At 66.7% G+C, this 23,372-nt stretch carries 22 protein-coding genes; 6 read left to right on the forward strand and 16 right to left on the reverse strand.

The features are described 5' to 3' along the window. The first annotated feature begins 2 nt into the window (after positions 1 to 2). A complete protein-coding gene (locus OU426_RS07850; RefSeq protein ID WP_267633373.1) occupies positions 3 to 1,322 on the forward strand; it encodes a vanadium-dependent haloperoxidase in 1,320 nt (439 codons plus the stop codon). After that, positions 1,322 to 2,902 (forward strand): CRTAC1 family protein, encoded by a 1,581-nt coding sequence (locus tag OU426_RS07855; RefSeq protein WP_267633374.1) that lies wholly within the window; start codon positions 1,322 to 1,324, stop codon positions 2,900 to 2,902. The genes OU426_RS07850 and OU426_RS07855 overlap by 1 nt, the downstream gene beginning before the upstream one ends. Here OU426_RS07855 and OU426_RS07860 read toward each other — a convergent pair. The 15 genes from OU426_RS07860 to OU426_RS07930 all read right to left on the reverse strand — a co-directional run bounded on the left by OU426_RS07860 (position 2,887) and on the right by OU426_RS07930 (position 19,548). After that, positions 2,887 to 3,543 (reverse strand): ATP-binding cassette domain-containing protein, encoded by a 657-nt coding sequence (locus OU426_RS07860; protein ID WP_267633375.1) that lies wholly within the window; start codon positions 3,541 to 3,543, stop codon positions 2,887 to 2,889. The genes OU426_RS07855 and OU426_RS07860 overlap by 16 nt on opposite strands. A gap of 1 nt (position 3,544) precedes the next feature. Continuing rightward, complete coding sequence (locus OU426_RS07865; RefSeq protein WP_267633376.1) at positions 3,545 to 5,233, reverse strand: ABC transporter permease; 1,689 nt, start codon at positions 5,231 to 5,233, stop codon at positions 3,545 to 3,547. Beyond that, positions 5,230 to 6,417, reverse strand: a complete 1,188-nt coding sequence (locus tag OU426_RS07870; RefSeq protein WP_267633377.1) for an ABC transporter substrate-binding protein — start codon at positions 6,415 to 6,417, stop codon at positions 5,230 to 5,232. Before OU426_RS07870 ends, OU426_RS07865 begins: the two co-directional genes overlap by 4 nt. Then, positions 6,414 to 7,049, reverse strand: coding sequence for a CDP-alcohol phosphatidyltransferase family protein (locus tag OU426_RS07875; protein WP_267633378.1), 636 nt, complete (start codon positions 7,047 to 7,049; stop codon positions 6,414 to 6,416). Before OU426_RS07875 ends, OU426_RS07870 begins: the two co-directional genes overlap by 4 nt. Beyond that, a complete protein-coding gene (locus OU426_RS07880; protein ID WP_267633379.1) occupies positions 7,046 to 9,202 on the reverse strand; it encodes a dihydrolipoyl dehydrogenase family protein in 2,157 nt (718 codons plus the stop codon). The genes OU426_RS07875 and OU426_RS07880 overlap by 4 nt, the downstream gene beginning before the upstream one ends. 242 nt (positions 9,203 to 9,444) lie before the next feature. After that, the gene (locus tag OU426_RS07885; protein ID WP_267633380.1) at positions 9,445 to 9,825 is read right to left on the reverse strand and encodes a hypothetical protein; all 381 of its coding nucleotides are present in this window, start codon (positions 9,823 to 9,825) and stop codon (positions 9,445 to 9,447) included. After that, a complete protein-coding gene (locus OU426_RS07890) occupies positions 9,822 to 10,916 on the reverse strand; it encodes an EscU/YscU/HrcU family type III secretion system export apparatus switch protein (protein ID WP_267633381.1) in 1,095 nt (364 codons plus the stop codon). Before OU426_RS07890 ends, OU426_RS07885 begins: the two co-directional genes overlap by 4 nt. Then, complete coding sequence (locus OU426_RS07895) at positions 10,913 to 11,689, reverse strand: flagellar biosynthetic protein FliR (RefSeq protein ID WP_267633382.1); 777 nt, start codon at positions 11,687 to 11,689, stop codon at positions 10,913 to 10,915. The genes OU426_RS07890 and OU426_RS07895 overlap by 4 nt, the downstream gene beginning before the upstream one ends. After that, positions 11,686 to 13,758 carry a flagellar biosynthesis protein FlhA gene (gene flhA, locus OU426_RS07900; RefSeq protein WP_267633383.1) on the reverse strand — a complete coding sequence of 691 codons (2,073 nt, stop codon included), beginning with the start codon at positions 13,756 to 13,758 and terminating at the stop codon, positions 11,686 to 11,688. The genes OU426_RS07895 and flhA overlap by 4 nt, the downstream gene beginning before the upstream one ends. Continuing rightward, entirely contained in the window at positions 13,755 to 14,525 is a 771-nt protein-coding gene (locus tag OU426_RS07905; RefSeq protein WP_267633384.1) for a transglycosylase SLT domain-containing protein, read from the reverse strand. The genes flhA and OU426_RS07905 overlap by 4 nt, the downstream gene beginning before the upstream one ends. Before the next feature lie 77 nt (positions 14,526 to 14,602). Beyond that, positions 14,603 to 17,137 (reverse strand): hypothetical protein, encoded by a 2,535-nt coding sequence (locus OU426_RS07910; protein ID WP_267633385.1) that lies wholly within the window; start codon positions 17,135 to 17,137, stop codon positions 14,603 to 14,605. Continuing rightward, the gene (motA, locus tag OU426_RS07915) at positions 17,134 to 18,003 is read right to left on the reverse strand and encodes a flagellar motor stator protein MotA (RefSeq protein WP_267633386.1); all 870 of its coding nucleotides are present in this window, start codon (positions 18,001 to 18,003) and stop codon (positions 17,134 to 17,136) included. The genes OU426_RS07910 and motA overlap by 4 nt, the downstream gene beginning before the upstream one ends. Before the next feature lie 67 nt (positions 18,004 to 18,070). Beyond that, the gene (locus tag OU426_RS07920; RefSeq protein ID WP_267633387.1) at positions 18,071 to 18,682 is read right to left on the reverse strand and encodes a MotE family protein; all 612 of its coding nucleotides are present in this window, start codon (positions 18,680 to 18,682) and stop codon (positions 18,071 to 18,073) included. After that, positions 18,682 to 19,047 carry a DUF6468 domain-containing protein gene (locus OU426_RS07925; RefSeq protein WP_267633388.1) on the reverse strand — a complete coding sequence of 122 codons (366 nt, stop codon included), beginning with the start codon at positions 19,045 to 19,047 and terminating at the stop codon, positions 18,682 to 18,684. Before OU426_RS07925 ends, OU426_RS07920 begins: the two co-directional genes overlap by 1 nt. Positions 19,048 to 19,056: 9 nt before the next feature. Then, positions 19,057 to 19,548, reverse strand: coding sequence for a flagellar basal body-associated FliL family protein (locus tag OU426_RS07930; protein ID WP_267633389.1), 492 nt, complete (start codon positions 19,546 to 19,548; stop codon positions 19,057 to 19,059). 134 nt (positions 19,549 to 19,682) lie between these two features. On the opposite strand from OU426_RS07930, the gene fliF reads away from it, so the two are divergent. Genes fliF through fliP form a run of 4 tightly spaced genes read left to right on the forward strand, consistent with a single transcriptional unit; the run spans position 19,683 to position 22,920 of the window. Next, complete coding sequence (gene fliF, locus OU426_RS07935) at positions 19,683 to 21,269, forward strand: flagellar basal-body MS-ring/collar protein FliF (protein ID WP_267633419.1); 1,587 nt, start codon at positions 19,683 to 19,685, stop codon at positions 21,267 to 21,269. Further along, entirely contained in the window at positions 21,269 to 21,862 is a 594-nt protein-coding gene (locus OU426_RS07940) for a FliH/SctL family protein (RefSeq protein ID WP_267633390.1), read from the forward strand. Before fliF ends, OU426_RS07940 begins: the two co-directional genes overlap by 1 nt. Then, complete coding sequence (locus OU426_RS07945; protein ID WP_267633391.1) at positions 21,859 to 22,134, forward strand: FliM/FliN family flagellar motor switch protein; 276 nt, start codon at positions 21,859 to 21,861, stop codon at positions 22,132 to 22,134. Before OU426_RS07940 ends, OU426_RS07945 begins: the two co-directional genes overlap by 4 nt. Further along, on the forward strand, positions 22,135 to 22,920 hold the full coding sequence (gene fliP, locus OU426_RS07950) for a flagellar type III secretion system pore protein FliP (RefSeq protein ID WP_420712575.1): 786 nt from the start codon (positions 22,135 to 22,137) through the stop codon (positions 22,918 to 22,920). Here fliP and OU426_RS07955 read toward each other — a convergent pair. Next, positions 22,911 to 23,354 (reverse strand): ion channel, encoded by a 444-nt coding sequence (locus OU426_RS07955; protein WP_267633392.1) that lies wholly within the window; start codon positions 23,352 to 23,354, stop codon positions 22,911 to 22,913. The genes fliP and OU426_RS07955 overlap by 10 nt on opposite strands. Positions 23,355 to 23,372: the final 18 nt, after the last annotated feature.

Genomic DNA, 23,372 nt, shown 5'->3' on the forward strand with positions numbered 1-23,372 from the left:
AAATGCATTCATTTACCCGCAGACAGGCCATCGGCGGCCTGTCGACAGCACTTCTCCTTTCCGCCGTGCCTGCACATGCGGCTCCGGCGCCCGTGCCGCAGAAGGTGATCTCGGTCTGGTACGGGCTCATCCTCGATCTCGTGCGGCACACGCCTACGTATACGCCGCCCGTGGTCAGCCGCACGCTCGGCTATGCTGGCGTTGCGGTCCATGAGGCGACCGCCTCGGGGCGCGACGATCTTCTGACGCTGGCGGGGCAGTTGAACGGGCTTGCGGCGGGCCCGGTACGCGAGGCGGGCGCTCATGACGAGGCGCTGGTCCTGCATGCCGCGCTGGGTGCCGTTGTGGCAAAGCTCTTCTTCAACACCGGGCCGACCGGGCAGCGGGCGCTGAAGGCGGTGACGGACAAGCTTGGCGCCGCAATCGAGGCGCCGCTCGCCCCCGAGGTTGCGCGCCGCAGCCGCGCTTACGGCGAAGCGCTTGCCGCGCATGTGGTCAACTGGGCGGCGGGTGATGGCGGGGCTGAAATCGTCAATCTCGGTTTTCCCGAAGATCATGCGCTGACCCCGGGCCCCGCGCACTGGGTGCCGACGAACCGGATTGCATTGCAGCAGAAACCGCTTTTGCCGCATTGGGGCGCGAACCGGACCTTCGCCATGCCGGAGGGTAAGAGCTGCCGTCTTCCGCCGCCGCCTGCCTACAGCGAGGATCCGGGCTCTGACTTCTATACCGAGGCGATGGAGGTCTATGAGGTCAGCAAGACCCTGACCGAGGACCAGCGCGCCATCGCCGCCTTCTGGTCAGACGATGCGATGCTGTCGCGCACGCCGCCCGGCCACTGGATGTCGATCGCGCTTGACGCGCTCGACGCCGAAGGCGCCGATCAGGCCCGCTATGCCGATGTCCTCGTCCGCCTCGGCATCGTGCTTGCGGATGCGTTCATCGGGTGCTGGCAGGGCAAGTACGAATATGACCTTTTGCGCCCCGTCACCTATATCAACCGGCTGATTGACCCGGGCTGGACGCCGATCCTCGCCACCCCGCCCTTCCCGGAATATCCTTCGGGCCATTCTACCCAGTCGGGCGCCGCGGCCGAGGTGCTGACCGCGCTTTTCGGCGCGGATCACGCCTTCACCGATGAAACGCCGACCATCGAGGGCATGGCGCCGCGCCGTTTCGCAAGCTTCTGGGCGGCCGCCGACGAGGCTGGGATCTCGCGCCTTTACGGCGGCATCCACTACCGCGCCGCGATCGAGCGCGGTCTTGATCAGGGCCGCTGCATCGCGGCCTATACAAACGCCCTGAAAACCGGGAGGACATGATGCGCGCAGCTTTGCTTCTTGTCCTTCTGGCCGCGCCCTGCTCGGTCCACGCCGATGATGCGCCGGTCGTTCCAACCTTTGCGGAAGAAACGGCGACCTCTGGCATTGACCATGAGTACACCGGCGAATGGCAATATATGGTGGGCGGCGGGGCGGCGGCCTTTGACTGTGACGGCGACGGGCGGCAAGACTTGTTTCTTGCGGGTGGCGAAAGCCCGGCGCGGCTTTATCACAATGACAGCGATCCCGGCGGCGCGCTTACCTTCAGCGAACGGCCAAGCGGGCTGGAGCTTGATGCCGTGACCGGGGCCTATCCGCTGGACGTGGACAGCGACGGCATGATGGACCTCGTCCTTCTGCGTGTCGGCGCCAACAGTGTGATGCGCGGCTTGGGCGATTGCCGCTTCAGCGCCGCGAACGAAGACTGGCATTTCGACGGCGGCGACGGCTGGTCGACCGCACTTGCCGCGACATGGGAGAAAGGCGCAAGCTGGCCCACCATCGCCATCGGCAATTACATCGACCGGCACGAGGAATTTTCACCCTGGGGTTCGTGCACCGACAACTGGCTGCACCGCCCGGCTGAAGGCGGCGGCTTCGCCGCGCCGCTGGCGCTCACCCCGTCCTACTGCCCGCTTTCCATGCTTTTTACCGACTGGAACGGCTCGGGCACGCCCTCGCTGAGGGTCTCGAACGACCGCGAATATTACGAGGGGGGCGAGGAGCAGCTCTGGCATGTCGAGCCTGGCCAGCCGCCCCGCCTTTACTCGGCGGCGGAGGGCTGGAAGGCGCTGAAGATCTGGGGGATGGGGATCGCAAGCTATGACTTGAAGGGTGACGGGACGCCCGACTATTTCCTGACCAGCATGGCCGATCACAAGCTGCAGGAACTGGCGCCCGGCGCGGATGGCGCGCCCGATTATCGCGATATGGCGCTGGCGGCGGGCGTCACCGTGCAGCGTCCGTTCACCGGCGGCGATATCCGTCCCTCTACCGGTTGGCACGCCGAGTTCGAGGATGTGAATAACGACGGTTATGCCGACCTGTTCGTGGCCAAGGGCAATGTCTCTGAGATGCCGGACTTCGCGATGGAAGACCCCAACAACCTGCTGTTGCAGCGGCCCGACGGCACCTTCATGGAAACGGCCGACAAGGCGGGCGTGGCGAGCCTCTCGACCAGCCGGGGCGCGGTGCTTGCCGATCTCAACCTCGACGGCCTGCCCGATCTGGTGGTCGTGAACCGCAACGGTCCCGCGCAGGTCTGGCGCAATCGCGGGCCGGGTGGCCATTGGCTGAACCTCCGGCCGCATCGCGACGGGGCGAACCACGACGCGGTCGGTGGCTGGATCGAGGTCAGGACTGGCGAACGCATCCAGCGCCGCGAACTGACGGTGGGCGGCGGCCATGTGAGCGGCGAGGCTGGGTGGTGGCATTTCGGGCTGGGCTCGGCAGAGGCGGCCGATGTGCGCGTCCTCTGGCCAGACGGGACCGCGGGCGATTGGCAGACCGTGCCCTCCGACGGCTTCTACCGGCTGACCGAGGGCAAGCCGCCCGAGCGCTGGACCTACTCTGTGCCCTGAGGACGGGCCGCCAGCCGGTACACGGGGCCTCCCGCCGCCTCGGCATCGGCTGCCTCGTGGGTTGCCAGCAGCGTCGGCACACCCTGGCGGCGTATGTGATCGAAAACGAAACTCCGGATCTCGGCGCGCAGTGTCTCGTCGAGGCGTGAAAAGGGTTCGTCGAGCAGCAAAGCCTTCGGTCGTGCGAGCAGCGCCCGCATCAGCGCCACCCGCGCACGTTGCCCGCCCGACAGAGTGGCGGGATCGCGATCCGCAAATCCGGCGAGCCCCGCGGTTTCCAGCGCCTCTTCGATCGCCTGCCGCCGCGCCGCGCGGTCGCGTGGCGCAGGTCCGAGGCCGAAGGCAAGGTTCTGGCCCACCGAGAGATGCGGGAAGAGAAGCGCGTCCTGAAACAGAACGCCGATCCCCCGCGCCTCTGCCGGTCTGTGCGTTACATCCAGACCGTCGAGCGACACCGTGCCGAGACCGATGAAGTTGCGCCCCAGGTGACCGCCGATGAAATCGAGAAGCGTCGATTTGCCGATGCCGGACGGGCCCATGATCGTCACCACCTCGCCCGCGCCCACCTCGAACGACAGGGGCGGGAAGAGCGGTTCCGCGCTCCCGACCGGACAGATGCAAACGTGCTTGAGGCTGAGCATCCTATCCCCGTCCCAGAAGCCCTTGCCGGTTCTTCCACAGAAGCACCGGAAGCACCAGCGCAAGCCCGTAGGCGGCCAGCGGCATCAGCGCCTGCAGGCTCGCATACATTCCCGCCACCCGCCGGTCACCGCCCGAGGACAGCGTCACCGCCTCGGTCGTCAGCGTCGTGACCCGGCCGCTGCCGATGAAGAGCGTGGGCAGGTACTGCGCGACCGAGACGGCAAAGCCGATGGCGGCGGCGGTCAGGATCGGGCCGAGAAGGCAGGGCAGCCGCACCGTGAGGAACCGCCGCCAGGGCCCGGCGCCGAGCGAGGCGGCGCTGTGGAAGAGCCGTGGGTCGAGCCTGTGCCAGGCCTCGGTCAGGGTCAGCATCACATAGGGAAAGGTGAAGATCGCATGCGCCCAGAGAACCGCCGTCCGGTCACCGCCGATCCCCGCTTTCAGGAAGACCACATTGAGGCCGAAGAGAAAGGCCAGCTGCGGCATCAGAAGCGGCAGGTAGATGAGCGCGGTTGCCCAGCGGGCGCGTCCGAAGCGACCGCGCGTCTCCCCCTCCAGCCAGAGGATCGCGAGTATGAGCGACAGGAGCGTCGCGCCAGCACCGATCAGGGCGGTCTCGGCCAGTACATGCACCCAGCCGGAGCGGGTATCGCCCCAGAGCGCCAGCGACCAGCGTTCGGGCAGGGCATGGGGAAAGGACCAGCGCCAGGCGAAGGACCAGACGATCAGCGACAGCAGCGCCATGAGGCCGGCCGCGACAAGACCGCCCGCCGCCGAGGGCGCGAGAGCACCAAGCCAGGGGGCACGGAGTGCCCGCCAGCCCCGGGCGAGGCGGCGTCGCGCATGCGCCGCCACCAGCCGTTCGCCCAGATGCCAGCCGAAGATAGTCAGGGCCACCAGAAGGCCGAGGAGAAGCGCCGCGAAAGCAGCGGGCGCGAAAAGCTGCAGGTCGGCCGACTGGAACCAGCGTGTCATGGCGACCGCGAGGGTCGGCGGGTTCGAGGGTCCGAGGATGATCGCCATGTCGACGACCGAGAGCGAGAACGAGAGGACCGCATAGACCGGCAGCCTGAGCGCCGGATAAAGCGCGGGCAGCACGAGCCAGTACCAGGCGGCACGGCGCCCGTGGCCGAGCGCGCGGCCGGTGGCGACGAGCCGCGCGACCGGCAGAGAGCCAATTGAGGCAAGCATAACGAGCGCGAGAAACGGCAGTTCCTTCACCGTCAGCCCGAGGATCAGCGCGATCCCCAAAGGGTCATGCACGGTTGCGATATCGGGCGGCAGACTCCAACCGGTTGCCCAGGGGCTGAGCGCCCGGGCGATCCAGCCCGAGGGGGCGATGAGAAAGGCGAAGCCGATCGCCAGTGCCGCGTGTGGCGCGGCCAGCAGCGGTGCGAGCCAGGAGGTGGCGCGCCGCGCTCCGCCGATCCACATCATCAGTTCGAAGGCGAGGAAGAAGGCAAGCAGTGTCGAGGCGACGCCGGTCCAGAGCGTCAGCGCGATGCTCTTGCCGACGCCGGGAAGCGCCGCAAGGGCGGCGAGCGGCACGGCGTCCGAGGAAAGGCCCGCATCGAACCCCAAGGCGACGCGGGCAGTCTCGGCCAAACCGGCGAGGATCGGCGCGACGAAGCCAAGGGCCACGGCTGCAAGGACCGACAGCCTGAGCCCCCGGCCCTCGCCCCCGGTCATTTCGTGTAGCGCCTTGCCCATTCCTCGGCGATGCGCACCATCCAGCTCGGGTGCGGCTCGACAAGCGTCGGGCCGAGGTCCGCCTCCATCGGCAGGGCGGGCGAGACGGGCAGGTCGGCGAAGGCCGCGCGTTGCGTCTCGTCAAGCTTTGTCATGTCGAGCACCGTATAGCTGCCGAGGATGCCGATATCCTGCGCGCGGGCCTGGGTGGCCGGGTCAAGAAGGAAGTTCGCGACCACTTCCGCGCCCTCGCGATGGGCGGCATTGAAGGGGATGGCGACGAAGCTGATATTGCCGATCGATCCCGCAGCGGGGCCATAGGTGCGCACCGTGTCGGGCAGAAGGCCCTTTTCGACCGCGGCTGCGGCTGCGGCCGGATCGAAGGCCATGGTAAGATCCACCTCGCCATCATTCAGCATCTGGTTCAGCACGCTTTCATTTTCCGGGAAGGTCTCTCCCCCCCGCCAGAGATTGGGCCGCAGCGCGTCATACCAGGTCCAGAGCGGTTCAGTCGCAGTTGAGAAACTGTCGTCGCTCGCCTCGGACTGCAGGACGGACGCATCCGGCGTCAGTTCGATCAGCGCCTGCTTGAGGAAGGTCGCGCCCATGAAATTCTGCACCGCCGGATGGGTGAAGCGGCCCGGATTGGTCTTGGCCCAGTCCAAGAGCGCCGCCGCCGACCGGGGTGGCTCGTCTACTCGAGCGCTGTCATAGGAATAAACGAATTTGGCCAGCCGCCAGGGAGATTCGTAGCCTTCGGTCGGGACGGTGAAATCGGTCACGGCCGCAGACCCCGGATTGAGGTCGAGGAAAGCCGCGTTCGGCAGGTTCTCAAGGAACGGCCCGTGCAGAAGCCCCTGTTCCTTCATCGACAGGAAATTCGCGCCATTGATCCAGATGAGGTCGACCGAACCGCCCTCGGTCTGGCCCGCGCTCTTCTCGGCCAGCACCCGCGTCACGGCCTCAGCCGTATCGGACAGTTTCACCTGTTCGACATGCACGCCGTATTTTTCCGACACTTCCCGGTCGACCCAGGCGATGAAATCATTGGTGCGGCTGTCCCCGCCCCAGGCGTTCCAGTAGACGGTCTGGCCCTTCGCGGCGGCGAGCGTATCGTCCCAGCTGTCGGCCCAGAGGGGTGCGCCGATCAGGGCGAGGAGTGTGGCGGTGAGTGTCAGTCTCATGCGTCGGTCCTATGGTCGTTCTTGGCTGAGGAAAAGGCTTGCCAGCCCCAGTGCCAGCGCAGGCCGGTGGTGAAGAGGCACAGGATGGCGAAGAGGGCGGCGAGTATCGGGAAGGCCCGAGGCCAGAGGCACATGGCGATGAAAAGCGCGATGGTCTCCGCGCCTTCGGTCAGGCCGCCGAGATAGTAGATGCCCTTCGCCGGATAGGCGGTCGATGCCTCACCGCGCCGGGCGGCGATGGTGGCGAAGGCCAGAAAGCTTGATCCGGTACCGATGAAAGAGGCGATGAGGAAGGCGGCGGCAAGAGCGTTCGCGGGAGGGTTGGCGAGGGCGAAGCCCAAAGGCACGAGACCGTAGAAGAGGAAATCGGCAGCGATGTCGATGAAAGCGCCACGGTCGGTTGCCTGCGTTTCCCGTGCCACGGCTCCGTCCAGCCCGTCAAGCGCGCGGTTCGTCAGGATGAGTGCGAGCGCCAGCCCGTACCAGCCCGCCGCCAGCGCCGGAACCGCCAGAGCGCCGATGCCGAAGGCCGCAAGCGTGATCTGGTCGGCAGTTACGCCGCGCGCTGCGATCAGTCGGGCGGGGGGTCGCAGGACCGCGTGCTGCATGGGCAGGAGGAACCGGTCGATCATGCGCCGCCCCGGCGCCAGCGGTGCAGGCTTTCGAGAAAGCGCAGCGCGCGCGCGTTCACATGCGCCTTGCGCCATTCGCCCGCAGCATATTTGTTGGCTTCCGCGAAGGTCGGATAGGAATGGATCGTCCCGAGGATCTTGCCCAGCCCCAGCCCGTGTTTCATCGCCAGAACGAACTCGGCCAGCAGGTCCCCCGCATGTTCGCCGACGATGGTGGCACCGAGGATCCGGTCCTTGCCGGGCGCGGTCAGCACCTTGACGAAGCCGTGGGCGGAGCCGTCGGCAATCGCGCGGTCCAGATCGTCGATGCCGTAGCGCGTCACTTCATAGGCGATGCCCTGCGCCTTCGCCTCGGCCTCGTTCAGCCCAACGCGGGCGATTTCGGGGTCGAGGAAGGTGGTGGCCGGCATCACCCGGTAATCGGCGCGGAAGCGCCGCGCGAAACCGAAAAGCGCGTTCACGGTGGCAAACCAGGCCTGATGGGCGGCGGCATGGGTGAACTGATAAGGCCCGGCCGCATCGCCCGCCGCGTAGATATTGGGGTAGAGCGTTTCGAGATAATCGTTCGTCTCGATCACGCGGCCCGCCGGGATGCCCAGGTCCTCCAGGCCGTAACCTTTCAGCCGCGCCGCGCGGCCCACAGCAACGATCAGATCGTCGAAGACGATGCGGCGGCGGGTGCCGTCGGTCTCGACCTCGATCCATTTCTCGCTATCCGTCAGCCCGCAGGACAGGGCCTTGTGGCCGGTCAGCACCTCGACGCCGTCCTCTTCCAGCCGGGCGCGGGCGAAGGCCGACACCTCCTCGTCCTCGCGGATCAGAAGTCTTGGTGCCATTTCGATGATCGTCACGCGGGAGCCGAGCCGCGCGAAGCTTTGCGCCAGTTCCGACCCGATCGGCCCGCCGCCGAGGATGGCGAGGCGTTTCGGTGCCTCGGCCCGGGCCGCAAACGCCTCCCACAAAGTATCCGAGGTCAGATAGCCCACCGCATCGAGCCCCGGCAGCGGCGGCACGAAGGGGGCAGCCCCCGTTGCCAGCACGATGGCGCGCGCGGTCAGACGGGTCTCGCTGCCATCCTTCGCGGCAATGGCTACCGTCCAGGGGTCGACAAGGCGAGCGTGACCTTCGCGCACCTCGACGCCGAGGCCTTCGTAACGTTCGATGGAATCATGCGGCTCGATGGAGCGGATCACCGCGTCGATCCGGGCGAAGACGGCGGGGAAGTTCACGCCCGCCGGTCCCACCGCAATGCCGAACGCTTCGGCCTTGCCGATCTGGCGGGCGAGCTTCGCCGAGCGGATCAGCGCCTTCGACGGCACGCAGCCATAGTTCAGGCAATCCCCGCCCATCCGGTGGCCCTCGATCAGCGTCACCTTGGCCTTCACAGCAGCCGCGATATAGGCAGAGACGAGGCCAGCAGCGCCCGCGCCGATCACGATCAGGTTGCGGTCGAAGCGACGGGGCCGCTTCCAGCGGGCATAGACCTTGCGGCGTTGAAGGGTCGCGATGAAGGCGCGCGCGATCCAGGGGAAGACGCCGAGAAGGACGAACGAAAGGATCAGCGCGGGCGAGAGGATGCCCGAAAGGCTGTCGATCGCCGCCAGCCGCGTGCCCGCGTTCACATAGACGGCGGTGCCCGCCAGCATTCCAACCTGGCTGACCCAGTAGAAGGTCAGCGGCCGGATCGTCGTGAGGCCCATCAGAAGGTTGATCGCGAAGAACGGGATCGCGGGAATGAGCCGCAGGGTGAAGAGATAGAAACTGCCGTCGCGGGCAAATCCCTCGTTCACTGCCTTCAGCCGGTCGCCGAGCCGCGCCTGCACCCAGTCGCGCAAAAAATAGCGCGCGGCGAGGAAGGCGAGCGTGGCACCGATCGCCGAGGCGAAAGAGACGAGGAGAAGCCCGCCCCAGAAGCCGAAAAGCGCGCCGGCGGCAAGCGTCATCCAGACGGCGAGCGGCAGAGAGAGCGCAGTGACCGCAACGTAGGCGGCGAAGAAGATCGCGGCGACCGTCACCGGGGCCGCCGCCCGCGCCGCCTCGATCCGGGCCAGCTCGGTCCTGACATCGGCAAGGCTGCCGATCTCCGGCCCGTACAGGCGGTAGAGGATCAGGATGGCGAGCGCGGCGCCCAGGAAGATCAGCGGTCTTTTCAACGTTCCTCTCCGGCGGAGCCCGCGACGGGCAGCGGTGGGTTTCGCCCTTTATGAAGGCGGGGTGCGGCCCGCGCCAAGGTGATTGCGTCCTTCTGTCCAAGACGTGATCTGTTGCAACATCGCCGTGAGGTCTGCGTCGGAACTCGGGCGGGGGCTCGTCGAGCATTTCATGCACGCCTCGCACCTCCCGCCCGGCCGACGAGAAACGAAGTGCCCGAGGAGGCGTGGCGGAGGGTACCGGCTCAGCGTTCGCCGGACGGGCGCAGACGGTTCACCCACTCCGCCAGCTCGTCCAGCACCGCCGCGCGCCCGAAAGAGGCGGCGGCGATGGCGCGCTGCGCGTCGCGCTCCGCGGCGATCCGGGTGATCCGCGCCTCGAGCGCGGTTTTCGTCCGTTCCGACAGGATGAGATGCATATCAAGCGCCCGGAAAGTTGGCATTTCCGGCTCGGCGACAGCCTTGCGGACCTCGGCTGCGAGCGCTTGTGCCAGATCCTCGCGCGCCTGCTCGGCTGCGGCGAGGCGGGCAGTCACGGATGAGAGCGCGGCAAGGTCGCTGTCGCGCCGGGCCTCGGCCACGCGTTTCAGCCGCGCAAGCTGGCGGGCGCGGTCGGCGGGGGTCATTTCGTACCCCTTCCGCTGCGCTCGCGGACCCGGCGCCGCATCCGCTCGGCATAGCGGATCGCGGCGGCGACCGGGGCATAGTGATCGGGCCGGATTTCCCGCCCGATTTCAACGGTCGCATGGATCGCCCGCGCGGTCGGCGGGTCGGAATGGATCGGCACACCCGCCGTGGCCGCCGCCTCGCGGATGCGGGCGGCAACCTCGTCCACCCCCTTGGCAAGGCAGATCGGCGCTTTACCGCTCGCGCGGTTCCATTTCAGCGCCACTGCATAATGGGTCGGGTTCACAACCACCACATCGGCCTTTGGCACGTCGGCGAGCATCCGGTTCATCGCGATCTCTTCCGCCCGGCGGCGGCGATGACCCTTCATATGCGGATCGCCCTCGGATTGCTTGAATTCCTCCATCAGCTCCTGGCGGCTCATCCTGTTGCGGCGCAGATGTTCGAGCTTCTGCCAGCCGAAATCCGCGAGCCCGATCACGAGCGCAATCGCCGCGACCAGCATGAGGAAGCGCAGGAGAAGCTCGACCATCACCGCCGAGACCGCACCCGCCGGCAGGGCGGCGGTCGTCATGATTTCTTCCATGTTGCGCAGGAGGAACCAGCCCAGGAGGCAGCCGGTGATCAAAAGCTTCACCGCGCTTTTCGCAAACTCAAAGAGGCCAGCGCGACCGAATTTCTGCTTGGCATTCTGTAACGGGTCGATGCGGCTGAGCTTGGGGCTGAGCTTCTCGCCCGCGAACACCAGGCCCCGTTGTGCGATGAGGGTCAGAAGGGCCGCGAGGCCCGGCAGGAGGAGGAAAGGCAGGATCGGCAGGACCATCGCGACCGCCCAGCCCGCGACCCGGGCGCCGGAGGGCGCCCCCGCGGCGGCGCCCGTCAGGGCAAAGCCGCTGAGATAGGTCTCCGCCCGGTCGCCGAAGGCGATCAGCAGTTTCGCGCCCGCGAAGGCCGAGAGCGCCAGAAACCCCGCCATGCCGCCCGCATAGGTTAGGTCGGCCGACCGCGCCACATCGCCCCGCGCGCGGGCATCGTCGAGCTTCTTCTGCGTCGGCTCGTGTTCGCGGCTGGCATCGTCCTCGCCGCTCATCGCGGCACCCCGAATGGATCGGCGAGGATCGCGTCGAACGCGCCTTTCCACAGGCCGAGCATCAGGGGCGCGGCGACCGCGAGCATGACAAGCGCCCCCGCGGTCAGCGCTGGCGCGCCGACGAAGGCGACCATCAGGGACGGCATGGCGCGGTTGATGACGCCGAGCGCCACATTGTAGAGAAGCGCCGCCACCACGAAGGGTGCAGCAAGGCTGAAGGCCAGCGCGAAGGCCTGCGACACCTGGCCCACGGTCCAGCTCTTCAAGAGCGCCGCACCCGGTACTGTGCCTGCGGGCAAGGCCTCATAAGACAGGATCATCGCGCCTGCCGCCCGGACGTGCAGGCCCGACAAGACGGCGAGACACAGTGCCGACATCACCAGAAGATGCGCCATCGCGGGCATCGGCTCTCCCTGGACGCCGAACATCTGCGACAGCGACCCCGATTGCGCCGCGATCCCGCCCGCCATTTCCAGCGCCAGGAGGAACAGGCGGACCACGAGGCCAAGCGCGAGCCCGTTCGCAGTTTCCGCAAGGAGAAACAGCACATATCCGGCGACGCCGCCTTCCGGCGGGGCGATATGCGCCTCGACCGCCGGGGCGACGATCGCCGTGAAGGCAAGCGCCAGCGCGAGCCGGAGGCGCGCGGGCACGGCGCGCTCGCCGAAGGCGGGAAGAAGCGCCATCACCGCGCCGAGCCTGAGAAAGACCAGCCCAGCGATCAAAAGGGGGCCGTGAAGGGTGGCAAGGATAGCGTCCTGAAGGCCCGTCATGCCGTCACCAGCCCGACGATCGCGGGTTTTGCGTCGCCGCCCACCTCTTCGTACGACAGGACAGGGGTCGTAAGACCCTTCGCGCCCAGCGCAGTCTTGAGGAACCGCCGCCGCCGGGCCGAGGTGATCAGCGCCGGGAAGATCCCTTTCTCGCCCGCCTTCGCTACCTTCTCGGCGACGTTCGCGGCCAGCCGGTTGAACTTCTCGGGCGGCAGCGCCACGTCATGGGCGCCCTCGACCTGATAGGTGCGGAACATCTCTTCCCATTCGGGCGCAAGCTGCAGAAGCGGCAGCGTCCCGTCCTCGCGCCGCATCTCTGCCACTAGCTGGAAACCGAGCCTGCGCCGCACATGTTCGCAGATCGCCTCTGGTGCGCCGAGGCCGCGGCCTTCGGCGATCGATTCGAGGATCAGCGGCAGGTTGCGGATCGAGATCCGCTCTTCAAGCAGCAGGCGCAGCACGGCGAGCAGCATGTCGACTGGCACCTTGTCGGGGATCAGCTCGTCGAACAGCCGTTTCGCCGCTTCGGCGCGGGCCGGATCGGAAAGCGAGGTGCATTCGTCGAGAAGCCGCCGCAGTCCCTTCAGTGTCAGAAGCCGCGCAAAGTTGCGCTTCACCACCTCCAGAAGATGGGTCGCCAGCACTTCTGTCGGCCCCACGACGGTGACGCCCGCCAGCGCCGCCTCCTCCTGCCGGTCGGCGGGGATCCAGCGGGCGGGCGCGCCATAGACAGGCTCGCGTACGTCGCCGCCCGGCGGCAGGGCGGCATCGTCACCCGACAGCAAAGCCATCACCTGATCGGGATGGATATGGTCGCGGGCCTGTTCCACCCCCTGGATGCGGATCCGGTACATGCCGTCGCCGATCGTCGAATCGTCGGTCAGCCGGATTTCCGGCAGGATCAGCCCATAGGTCATGGCGACATGGCTGCGCATGTTGGCAATGCGCGCATCAAGCCCCGTCGCCGGGTCAAGGACCATGGCCACAAGGCTTGGCGAGAATTCAACATGAATGTCGTCGAGGTCGAGCAGATCGCCCATCGTCCGCCGCCGCGCGGGTTCAACGGGCAGGGCCAGCACCCTTTCGCGCTCGGCCTTTTCGCCTTCGGCCTGCCATTGCCGCCAGCCGACGAAACCGAGGATCCCCGCGCCGATGATGAAGGGCAGGAAGGGCAGGCCCGGCACGAGGGCAAAGAGTGCCATCAGGAAAGCCACAGTGCCAAGCGCCAGCGGATGACGCCCGAGCTGGCGCAGGATGTCGCGGTCGGCAGAGCCCTTGGTGCCGCCGCGGGACAGAAGAAGCGCCGAAGCGATGGAGATGATCACGGCGGGGATCTGGCTGACAAGCCCGTCGCCCACCGTGAGGATCGCGTAGGTCTCAAGTGCCCGGCCGATCGGCATGCCATGGACGCCGACGCCGATTGCCAGCCCGACAAGCAGGTTCAGGAGCGTGATCAGAAGCCCCGCGACCGCATCGCCCTTCACGAACTTAGATGCGCCGTCGAGCGAGCCGAAGAAGGTGGTTTCCGCCTGTTCGCGTTCGCGCCGCGACTTGGCCTCGGCATGGTCGATGGCGCCCGCGTTCATGTCGGCGTCGATGGCGAGCTGCCGCCCCGGCATGCCGTCGAGCGCGAAGCGCGCGCCCACTTCTGCCATCCTCCCCGCGCCCTTTGTGATGACGATGAAGTTCACGATCATCAGGACGCCGAACACCACGAGCCCGATCAGGACCGAGCCCGACATGATGAACATGGCAAAGCCCTCGATCACCTCGCCCGCCGCCGCCGTGCCGGTATGGCCCTGGCCGATGATGAGCTTGGTCGAAGAGACGTTGAGCGCGAGCCTGAGCATAAGCGAGGCCAGAAGGATCGTCGGGAAGGCCGAGAAATCGAGCGGCCGTTCGATGAAAAGCGTGATGGTGAAGATGAGGATCGCGATGGCGAAAGAGGCGGCAAGGCCGATGTCCAGCACCCAGGCCGGCATCGGCAGGATCATCATCGCGATGACCGCCATCATCGCGAGCGCCAGAAGCACGGTCGGCTGAAAGATCTTCGGCGCGGTCTCGCTCATTCTGTGGGAACCTCAGCCTCGGCGGATGGTGCCGGTCCACCGAAAAGCGCACCGCGCGCGCCGTTGCCAATGGGCACCAGCGAGCCGAGCCCGCCCGCGCTACCCGCCTTCAGCAGCGGGTAATTATTGACGCGCGGCACCTCGGCTTCGGCCCCGTAGGCGGCCAGAACGATATCGGGGATTTCCGGTATCTCCTCGCCGTAGCGGGCGATCAGGTCGTTGCGGAACCGGCTGAAGCGCGCGGCATAGCGGTTGGCGTACTCGGGCGTCCGGGAATGATAGGCGCCCGCCGCCGCCTCCCATGACCCCTGTTCGCTGTAGAGCGTCTTGAGGAAGCGCGCGGCATAGCGGGCATTCACCATCGGGTCGAACATCTCGTCGATCGAGGCGAAATGTTCGCCGTGCCATTTGTAGTTGATCTGAAAGCAGCCGACGTCGAAGCTGCGCGCGCCGCGGGCGAATTCCTTTTCGGCATAGGCCAGCGCTTCTTCAGGTGTGTCGAACCAGTGGCCAGCGCCTTCCATGTTCACGGTCCAGGGCCAGGGGCGGAAGGCGCCTTCCCGCTTGCGCCCGGTTTCGTTGAGGGAAATCGCATTGAGGACCGACAGGGGTACGCCTTCCTCGGCGGCGGCCTGCTGGGCGGCATATTCGCAGAAAAGCGCGGGATCGGCGTTGAGCGGCCCCTTGACGGCTTCGGTCGTCCCGGCGAGCGCACCAGTCCCCAGCGCGAGGCAGAGGAGAGCCGAAAATCTCATGATGGTGCCCATTCCGGCCATCCCTGCAGTTCTTGCATAGGGCTAGGCTAGGGCGCGGGCGTTGAGATTCGGTAACTGTCAACGAGGTTTCAGGGCGCTCCCGCGGAACCCTGGGCGGCCAGAAGCGCGGTCAGTGCCGTGCGAAGTTCGGAACTTTCCATCAGAAGCGATTTGCTGCCCGCGAGTGTTGCGCCCGCCTCCGTCAGGCCGGGCGCGCTTTCGTTCTCTTGCGGCGCGGACGGGTCGGCCCCGAGGATCGCCGCCATCTCGCCGAAACTTCCATCGGTGAGCGCCCGTGCCAGATCGCCGCCGCGCCAGGCCGCCCCGGCCGCCGCCGCGCTTTCGCCTAACGCGGCATAAAGATCGGCTGCCGCCGCATGATCGCCCAGCGCATCGAGGGCCTCTGCCCGCAGCGCCCGCGCCTCCGATTGATCAAGCCCGCCGGTCATCGCGATCACTTCCTCATAGCGGAAGGCCTGCGCGGCTGCGCGTGCGAGCACCAGCCGCGCTTCGTCACCCGTGTGCAGCGTCGCCGGAAGAAGAAGATGCGCTTCCTCGTAAAGGCCGAGCCCGCCGAGCCGTTCCGCGAGGCGCAGGCGCACATCGGCGTCGGCATCGGCCGGAAGAAACGGCTTGCGGGCGAAATATTCTCCGAGGAACGATGCGTCATCGGGATCGGCCCCGAGCGCGGCGAACAATGTGAGCGCGGTCTTTCGCGCCGTCTCCGCCGGGGCGTCCCGGCTCCAGTCCGCGAAGCGCTCGAAAGCGTGCGGCAGATCGCCGGAAGCGGCCCGCGCCTTGATTTCTAGCGCCGCGAGCCTATCCGCATCGTCGCCGTTCCTGCGTTCGAAGGCGAGCGCCGCCAGATCGTCGACCTCGGACGCCGGCACCGCCTCGCCCTTTTGCAAGCGCCCTTCGACCGAAAGGATCAGCGCCTTTGCCGAGAAATCGTCGGAACCTTCGGCCAGATCAGTCAGCTTCTCGTGCGCGTCGGCTTCGCCTTCGCCCAGCGCGATCTCGGCCTCGATCATCCTAAGCGGCCGGATATGATCGTCCGCCTTGCGGGCAACGGCATTGCGTACGGTCTTGGCGGCGTCGAGCGCGCCCGCCGCGATCAACCGGTTCGATAGCCGCGGCCCGAGTGCGATGCGCAGGGGCGCGGGCAGACCGGAAAAGGTCCGGATGAGCGCCGGCAGGTTCGCGACCGGCGGCGGTGCCGCATCGGGCGTCGACAGGAAGGCCCAGAGTGCGGCTGAGGTCTCGCACTGCGCATAGGGCGCGAAGGCGCCGGGCGGCGGTGGCGAGCGATCGTCCACCATGTAGCTCATGTCCACGAGGAGAGGCGCCCCTTCCGCCTGCAGGCCGAAGCCGGTCATGACCGACCGTGCCTCTGCCCCCATACCGAAGTAAAGGTATAGCCGCGCGAGGCGCAGGACCGCCGCCTCGTCGGGCCGGTCAAATTCACCGGTCAGGCCGCCCCGCGCCTCGGCCAGCTGCAGGGGTGCGGCGCGGTCGTCGCCCCAATGGCGCAGGTCGATGAGTTCCTCATCCGGGCAGGCGAGCCCGTCCTCGGTCACACTGACCGCACGCGGATTGTCGCGCGCATCCCGGTCCATCGAGGTTTCGGCATGGAAAGCGATGTGATCGTCGGCGGTGGGCGGTTCCGCGGGCATGTCCTTTTTCGCCGGCGCCTCCTGGTGGCCGGTCTTCTCGGTGCTCTTATGCGGGTCAGCAATCTTGTCGACCGACGCCTCGGCGAGCCCCTGCGACGCCGCGCGCGCGACCTGTTCGCGCAGATCCTCCTCCAGCGCCAGCACCTCGGGGGACGGTACGGGAAGCGAAAGCATGCCGAAGCCCGGTGTCGGCAGGTCAAGCGGCAGATCGGGGGGCAGGTCGGTCGCCGGACTACCCGGATCGTCACCATCGCCGGGCAAAGGCGATGCGGCGGCGTCCTCAGGGCCCGTTTCGAGATCGGCGCCATTTGTCGCGACTTCGATTTCGGGGTCTTGCGGCGTTTCCGGGGCGGCCCCTGCCTTTTCCTCCTGACCGGCCCCGGGCTCGAGGACATTGCGCCAATAGATCGGCAGGCTGGCGGCGCTGTTGGTTTCGGGCCGGTAGCTCAAGGTCGCCGCAAGCCCGGGCGCGGCGGCAGGCGGGGTCGAGACCGGATGGGGCAGGGGGCCCGCCGATTTCTTCCCGACATCGTCGGCGGCGATAGCTGTCGCGATTGCGTTTTCATAAGGCGAGCCCTTCGGGGCGGTTCCGTGCCGCATGTCAATGATCAGGCGTCCGCCGCCTTCCTTCGCGAGCAGGGCGAAAGTGCTCGTCGCGAGCGTGAGCCGCAGTTCGCCCGCCGCCGCCGACAATCTCGTCAGCCTGGTACGCGGCACGCGTTCGAAAACACACGCGATGTCGAATTGAAGCGTCGGATCTTCGACCTGGAGGAGGTAGCCGTCTTCCGTCCGTCCGAACTGCCACTGCCTGTCGCCGCCCAGATCGACGACAAGGCGGGTGAAATCGCCATGCTCGCCCGACCGCACCGTGACCGTTTCTGCCAGCGTCACCGCCGGCATCCAGAGCCCGGCAAACAGCGCAAGAACAACTCGGGCAGCAGTCTTCATCATGCCGCATCCGCCTTCAGCGCCTTCAATGTTTCCTCCAGATCCGAGAAGCTCGGGCGGACATGATGGGGCGCATTCTGGCGGCCGACCTCGATGCAGATGTTCGGCGGATGGCGGTGGAGGTTGGCGACCAGCACCTCGCGGATCAGCTTCATGAAATGCGCATCCTCCTCGACCACCGCCTTCACCTTGGCCGCGAAGGGACCGACGAGCCCGTAGGCCATGAAGACCCCAAGGAAGGTTCCCACAAGTGCCGACCCGATCATGCCGCCGAGGATCTCGGGCGGCTGGTCGATAGAGCCCATGGTCTTGATGACGCCGAGAACGGCCGCGACGATGCCGAGCGCGGGCATGCCATCTGCGATCGACTGCAGCGCATGGCTGGAATGCATCGCATGATGGTGGTTGGCCTCAAGCTGCTTTTCCAGCACTTCCTCGACCTGATGGGGATCGTCATAGTTCATCGAGGCCGCGCGCATCGTGTCGCAGATCAGGTCAACGACGCCATGGTCATGCGCGATCTTGGGATATTTGCCGAAGATCGAGCTTTCGTGCGGGTTCTCGATATGCTCCTCGAGCCCCACCGGGTTCGATTTGGCCAGCCGGATCAACTCGAACAACAGGCACAGCAGATCGCGGTAGTCGGGGGCCTTCCATTTCGGTCCCTTGAAGACCTTGCCCACATCCTTCATCGTCTGCTTGATCGCCGCGCCGTCATTGGCCACGACGAAGGCCCCCGCCGCCGCGCCGCCGATCATGATCATTTCCCAGGGCAGCGCCTCCAGCACGATGCCGAGCTTGCCGCCGTGCAGCGTGTAGCCGCCGAACACCATCACAAAGATGATGACGATGCCAATGATGCCGACCATTACCTACCATCCCGAACCCGGTTCCCGCCCCAGCCTGCGGGGGGCGGGTTAAGATTCCGTCTTTCCTTCAGCTTTTCGGCGCATTTGCGTTGCGGCCCGCCAGCATCAGGCTGATCGTATAGGCCTTCGACGGCTCGATCCCGGCCAGCACGGCGGCCGCCGCAGCGGGCTGCATCTGGGCAAGGAAACCGGCGGCGAAATCCGGGTCCATCTCGCTGAATAGCTTTGCCGCATCCTTGGGCTTCATCGTCTCGTAGACCGCGACCAACTTGGCCACGTCCTTTTCCGCCGCCTTGTCGGCCTGCTGGACGGTTGCGGCGAGCTTTTCCTCGGCGGCCGTCAGCGCGGCGATCTTTTCTTCGATCTCAGCGCGGGCGAGCGCCAATGTCTGCGCCTCGTTCTCCTGGGCCAGTTCCTGTTCCCTGACCCGTGCCTCGCGCAGCTTCAGCGCATCGAGAAGTGCCGACGCCCCGCCATCGGGCGTGCATTCCGCGCCGGCTGCGGCCTCGGTCATGGGCGGTTCGGTCCCGTGGCTCGACGTTTCAGCCAGAGCATGGCCGATCCCGTCGCCGATGCGGATCAGGCCGGACAGACCGAGGAAAAGCGCGATCATCATCAGGCCACGGCGCCGTCTGGGGCGGCGGGCGGCGGGTGCTTCACGCAACAGGGCAAGTCTCATCAGGCGGCCTCCTCGTCATCGGGCCTGCGGTGGCGCGTATCGCCATTGCGGACAACCCGCGTCCGGCGCGGCTCGCCCCCTTCAGGCAGGTCGTGCAGCGAGGCAATCAGAAGTTCCAGCCGCCGCGCCGCATCCTCGGCCCGCGCGGTCTGATCGGTCAGCGCACGGGACGATTCGCCCGCTGCCGTCCGCGCCTGTTCCAAGGCCTTCGTCATGTCGTCTACCTGCGCCGACAGGACGGCAATCGCGCCGCCCATGCCGTTTTCAAGCGTGGTGAAGGCCGAAAGCCGGCGCGAGAGCACATAACAGAAGAGCCCCGCCCCGATTGCGCCCCCGCCCAGCATAATATCGGCGATCAGCTCCATCGCGCCCTCCTAGTTGATCACGAATTCGGTCACGAGAAGGTCGCGCACGCGCCCCTCGCCGGTGACCAGTTGCACACGCCTCAGCATCTGCGAGCGGAGCCGCACCAGCGCGTCGGGATCCTCAAGCTCGCCGGTGCCGACCGCGCGCAGATAGCCGTTCAGCACATCGAGGATGCGCGGCAGAAGCAGCGTCACGTCGGGCTCGTATTTCTTCTCGACCTCGATCTGGGCGGTGAAATGCAGGAACCGCCCGCCCGCCTTCGGGCCGAGCGAGACGACCAAGGGCGTGATCGGCACGAAGGCGATCTCGGGCAGGGGCACGGCGCCCTCCGCCTCGGCATGCGATTCGGCCTCGGCATCGTGTGGGGCGAGCACCAGCCCCTTGTAGACGGCGAAAAAGCCGCCGCCGCCGAGCGCAAGCATCAGCACGAGGCCGATCATCAGCGGCTTCTTGGACTTTTTCTTTGGTTCTTCTTCCGTTTTTTCGGGGGCTTCCGACATCGTCCCATCCTTCCGGCCTTCCCCGGTATAGGCCGAATGCGACTAACCGATTCTTAAGGCCGATCGCGGAAGCATGACCTACCGGCAAAGACCCGGGGCAGAAGCCCGGTAGGGAGGCACCGAACGTGCAAGTGATGTCCGTCTGGCAGGCGCTCGATCCCAGGAAGCGCATCATCGTGGTCCTCGCGACGCTTGCGATGTTCGCCGCCGTTTATGCGCTGACTGCGGTCGCGACCCGACCGTCGCTCGCGCTTCTCTATGCCGGGATCGAAGGGACTCGATCGGGCGAGGTGCTGGCGGCACTCGACCAGCGCGGCGTGACCTATGAGGTGCGCGGCCAGGCGATCTATGTCGAGTCGACGCGGCGTGACGAGTTGCGGATGGAACTGGCCGCCCAGGGCCTGCCGCAGAATTCCGGCGGCGGCTATGAACTTCTGGACGGGCTGTCAGGCTTTGGCACCACATCGCAGATGTTTGACGCCGCCTATTGGCGCGCCAAGGAAGGCGAACTCGCCCGGACCATCGCGGCCATTCCCAACATGCGGTCGGTCCGGGTGCATATTTCCAACACCGAGCCGCAGGGCTTTCGCCAGACCGGAACGCCCAAGGCTTCGGTCGCGGTTGTGACGCGCGATGGGTCGCTTTCGCCGGACCATGCGCGGGCGCTGAAATTCCTGGTCGCCTCGGCGGTTGCGGGGATGAAGCCGGAGGATGTCGCGGTGATCGATGGCGACGGAAACCTGATCCTCGCCGATGACGATACCGGCGCGAAGGCGGGGTCGGACCGGGCGGCGGCGCTGAGGGAAAATGTCACACGCCTGCTCGAGGCGCGGGTCGGTTACGGCAAGGCGGTGGTCGAGGTCGCGGTCGAGACGGTGACGGAAAGCGAGGCGATTTCGGAACGCAAGATCGACCCGCAGGGCCGTGTGGCGATTTCGTCCGAGAATGAGGAAAAGAGTTCAAGCGCGCAGGATCAGGGCGACCCGTCGGTGAGCGTGGCTTCGAACCTGCCCACGGGCGCCGCGGCGGGTGGAGGCAAAAGTTCGCAGTCGAACGATTCGACGACACGCGAGCGGGTGAATTACGAGGTGAGCGAGACCAAGCGCGAGTTGGTGAAGAACCCCGGCGCGATCCGGCGCATCACCGTGGCGGTGCTGGTCGACGGGGTGAGCCAGACCGCGGCCGACGGCACCGTCTCGGCCGCGCCGCGCCCCGACGACGAACTGGCGGCGCTGAAGGACCTGGTCGCGGCGGCAGTGGGTTTTGACGAGGCGCGGGGCGATGTGATCACCATCAAGTCTCTCGCCTTCGAGCCGGTCGCGGCGGCGGGAAGCGAGGCTTCCGGCGGCGGCTTCGCTGCCTTTGCGATCGATGTGATGACGCTCGTGCAGCTCGCGGTGCTCGCTGTCGTGGCGCTGGTCCTTGGTCTGTTCGTGGTCAGGCCTGTCCTGACCTCGCGTGCCGCGCCGGTGGCGGCTTCGCTGCCTGCCCCGCACGCGGTCTCCGGGCCGGTTCTGACGGGCGTGATCGAGGAGGACGGCACCTTCCCCGAAAGCCTCGCGCTGGCGCGGGGCGCGCGCCGAGGCGTGGCGCAAGAGGCAGAGCCCGCCGAGATCGACGATCCGGTCGCGCGGCTGAGGCGGCTGATTTCCGAACGGCAGGAGGAGTCAGTAGAGATCCTGAAAAGCTGGATGGATGATACGCAGGCGGAGAAAGCGTGATGGCGCGGCTTCTGGAGCTGGAAACCTTCGATCTGCCCGACGATCCCCTGCAGGCGACATTGATGGGCGACGCGCAGGTCGCCGAGATGAAGCTTCATTCCTACGAGCAGGGCTATCGGGCCGGGTGGGACGATGCGCTGGGCGCGCAGAATGACGACATAACGCGGCTGAGGACCGAGCTTGGCCGCAACCTTGCCGAAATGGCGCTGAACTACCGTGATGCGCGCCGCCATATCCTGTCTTCGCTGGAGCCACTTCTCGACGAGATGGTGGCCAAGGTCCTGCCCGCCATCGCCCATCAGGCGCTCGGGCCGATGATCCTTGAGGAATTAAGGCCGGTCGTGGAACGGCTGGCGGTGACGCCGGTGACCATCCGCACCGCGCCCGCCAATCAGGGCATGGTGGAGGAACTTTTCGCCCAGAAGGTTGATGTGCCGGTCCAGGTGATCGCGGAGCCGACACTCGGCCCCGGCCAGGCATTCCTGAAGACTGCGGCGGGTGAGGTGCAGATCGACCTTGACGGTGTGGTCGAGGCGATCGGCGCGGCGGTGAAAGCCTATTTCCAGACCGAACATGACGAGGTTCAGCCATGAGCGACACCGCCACTGACGCGGGCAATCCTTTCACTCAGGTGCCGATCACCATCACCATCTCGGTCGGGCGCGCCCGGCCGGTGGTGCGTGACCTTCTGCGGCTCACGCGCGATTCGGTCCTGCCGCTCGACCGGCGGGTCGAGGACCCGGTCGAGCTCTATGTCGGCGACAAGCTGATCGGGCGGGGGATGCTGACCGAACTGGACGGCGACCGCGCGGGCCAGCTGGCGGTGCGGCTGACCGAGGTCGCCGATCTGAAGGATGGTCTCTGAGTGACGCACCTGCAGACAGCCACGCGACTGCTGCTTGTGAGTCTTCTGGCGCTCGCTTGGGCAACGGTCCCGGCGCTGGCACAGGACCAGCCGGGGGCGGGCGACCTGCTCGACCTCGCGGCACGCGGTCTTCAGGGCACGGGCGGCGCGCCAACGCTTTCCGGCCAGTCGATGACGCTCATCGCACTTGTCACCGTCCTCAGCCTTGCGCCGGGAATAGCGGTGATGGTCACCTGCTTTCCCTTCATCGTCACGGTCCTCGCGATCCTGAGGCAGGCGATCGGGCTGCAGCAATCGCCGCCCAACTTGCTGATCGTCTCGCTCGCGCTCTTTCTCACCTGGTTCATCATGGAGCCGGTTTTCACCGAGGCCTGGCTTCAGGCCGGAAAACCGCTGGCCGAGGGGCAGATGGAGATCGCCGCAGCCTTCGAGGCAGGGATGAAACCCTTCCGCGCCTTCATGGCGGCGCGGCTCGACCCCGACACGCTTGCGTCGCTTGCGGGGCTCCGCCCCCAGACCGCGGGCCTGACCGATCCGGCCACTGCGCCCCTGTCGCTGCTTGTCCCCGCCTTCATGCTGTCCGAGCTGGCGCGGGCGTTCGAAATCGGCTTCCTTCTCTATTTGCCGTTCTTGATCATCGACCTCGTTGTTTCCGCGATCCTCATGTCGATGGGCATGATGATGGTGCCGCCCGCCATCGTCTCCTTGCCGTTCAAGCTTGCTTTCTTCGTGGTCGCGGACGGCTGGAGTCTTGTGTCCGGCGCCCTTGTCCGAAGTTATTTCTGATCCCCGCCGCGCGCGATCTGGGCGAGGCGGACATTGCGCAAGGCCTCGGTCAGGCTTGCGATCAGGATGCCGAAATTCAGGAAGCCGTTCGCAGCGGTCATGCCGCCCAGAAGCCGCCATTCATGCGGCAAGAGCAGATCTCCGTAGCCGAGCGTGGTAAAGGAGACGAGCGCGAAATAGACGCATGGCTCAAGCCCGGGAAAGAGCCCGAGGGCGTAGAAGGTCAGCGCCCAGAGCCAGACCCAGATCGTGAGAAGTCCGATCATCCAGACGGCGCCAGCGCAAAGAAGAAAAAGCAGTTTCGGGCCATGGGGCACCTCGATCACCCAGTCGCGGTGGCGCCGGAGCCAGATCTCTACCTGCCAGAGCGTACCGCCCGCGACGGCGATCGTCGTCAGCATCAAGGTCGCGCCGATTGCGATCTGCAGGATCATCTCTCTCCCTCCCCGCTC

The sequence above is a fragment of the Frigidibacter sp. RF13 genome, assembly GCF_026626305.1.
GTDB lineage: Bacteria > Pseudomonadota > Alphaproteobacteria > Rhodobacterales > Rhodobacteraceae > TMP-24.

Coding starts and splice junctions, on each gene's coding strand:
- OU426_RS07905 (WP_267633384.1), bottom strand. CDS start 14,525: ATGGGCACCATCATGAGATTTTCGGCTCTCCTCTGCCTCGCGCTGGGG.
- OU426_RS07895 (WP_267633382.1), bottom strand. CDS start 11,689: ATGACGGGCCTTCAGGACGCTATCCTTGCCACCCTTCACGGCCCCCTT.
- OU426_RS07920 (WP_267633387.1), bottom strand. CDS start 18,682: ATGAGACTTGCCCTGTTGCGTGAAGCACCCGCCGCCCGCCGCCCCAGA.
- OU426_RS07945 (WP_267633391.1), top strand. CDS start 21,859: ATGAGCGACACCGCCACTGACGCGGGCAATCCTTTCACTCAGGTGCCG.
- OU426_RS07910 (WP_267633385.1), bottom strand. CDS start 17,137: ATGATGAAGACTGCTGCCCGAGTTGTTCTTGCGCTGTTTGCCGGGCTC.
- OU426_RS07890 (WP_267633381.1), bottom strand. CDS start 10,916: ATGAGCGGCGAGGACGATGCCAGCCGCGAACACGAGCCGACGCAGAAG.
- OU426_RS07855 (WP_267633374.1), top strand. CDS start 1,322: ATGCGCGCAGCTTTGCTTCTTGTCCTTCTGGCCGCGCCCTGCTCGGTC.
- OU426_RS07940 (WP_267633390.1), top strand. CDS start 21,269: ATGGCGCGGCTTCTGGAGCTGGAAACCTTCGATCTGCCCGACGATCCC.
- OU426_RS07850 (WP_267633373.1), top strand. CDS start 3: ATGCATTCATTTACCCGCAGACAGGCCATCGGCGGCCTGTCGACAGCA.
- OU426_RS07885 (WP_267633380.1), bottom strand. CDS start 9,825: ATGACCCCCGCCGACCGCGCCCGCCAGCTTGCGCGGCTGAAACGCGTG.
- OU426_RS07930 (WP_267633389.1), bottom strand. CDS start 19,548: ATGTCGGAAGCCCCCGAAAAAACGGAAGAAGAACCAAAGAAAAAGTCC.
- OU426_RS07870 (WP_267633377.1), bottom strand. CDS start 6,417: ATGAGACTGACACTCACCGCCACACTCCTCGCCCTGATCGGCGCACCC.
- OU426_RS07925 (WP_267633388.1), bottom strand. CDS start 19,047: ATGGAGCTGATCGCCGATATTATGCTGGGCGGGGGCGCAATCGGGGCG.
- OU426_RS07860 (WP_267633375.1), bottom strand. CDS start 3,543: ATGCTCAGCCTCAAGCACGTTTGCATCTGTCCGGTCGGGAGCGCGGAA.
- fliF (WP_267633419.1), top strand. CDS start 19,683: ATGTCCGTCTGGCAGGCGCTCGATCCCAGGAAGCGCATCATCGTGGTC.
- OU426_RS07955 (WP_267633392.1), bottom strand. CDS start 23,354: ATGATCCTGCAGATCGCAATCGGCGCGACCTTGATGCTGACGACGATC.
- motA (WP_267633386.1), bottom strand. CDS start 18,003: ATGGTCGGCATCATTGGCATCGTCATCATCTTTGTGATGGTGTTCGGC.
- flhA (WP_267633383.1), bottom strand. CDS start 13,758: ATGAGCGAGACCGCGCCGAAGATCTTTCAGCCGACCGTGCTTCTGGCG.
- OU426_RS07875 (WP_267633378.1), bottom strand. CDS start 7,049: ATGATCGACCGGTTCCTCCTGCCCATGCAGCACGCGGTCCTGCGACCC.
- OU426_RS07865 (WP_267633376.1), bottom strand. CDS start 5,233: ATGACCGGGGGCGAGGGCCGGGGGCTCAGGCTGTCGGTCCTTGCAGCC.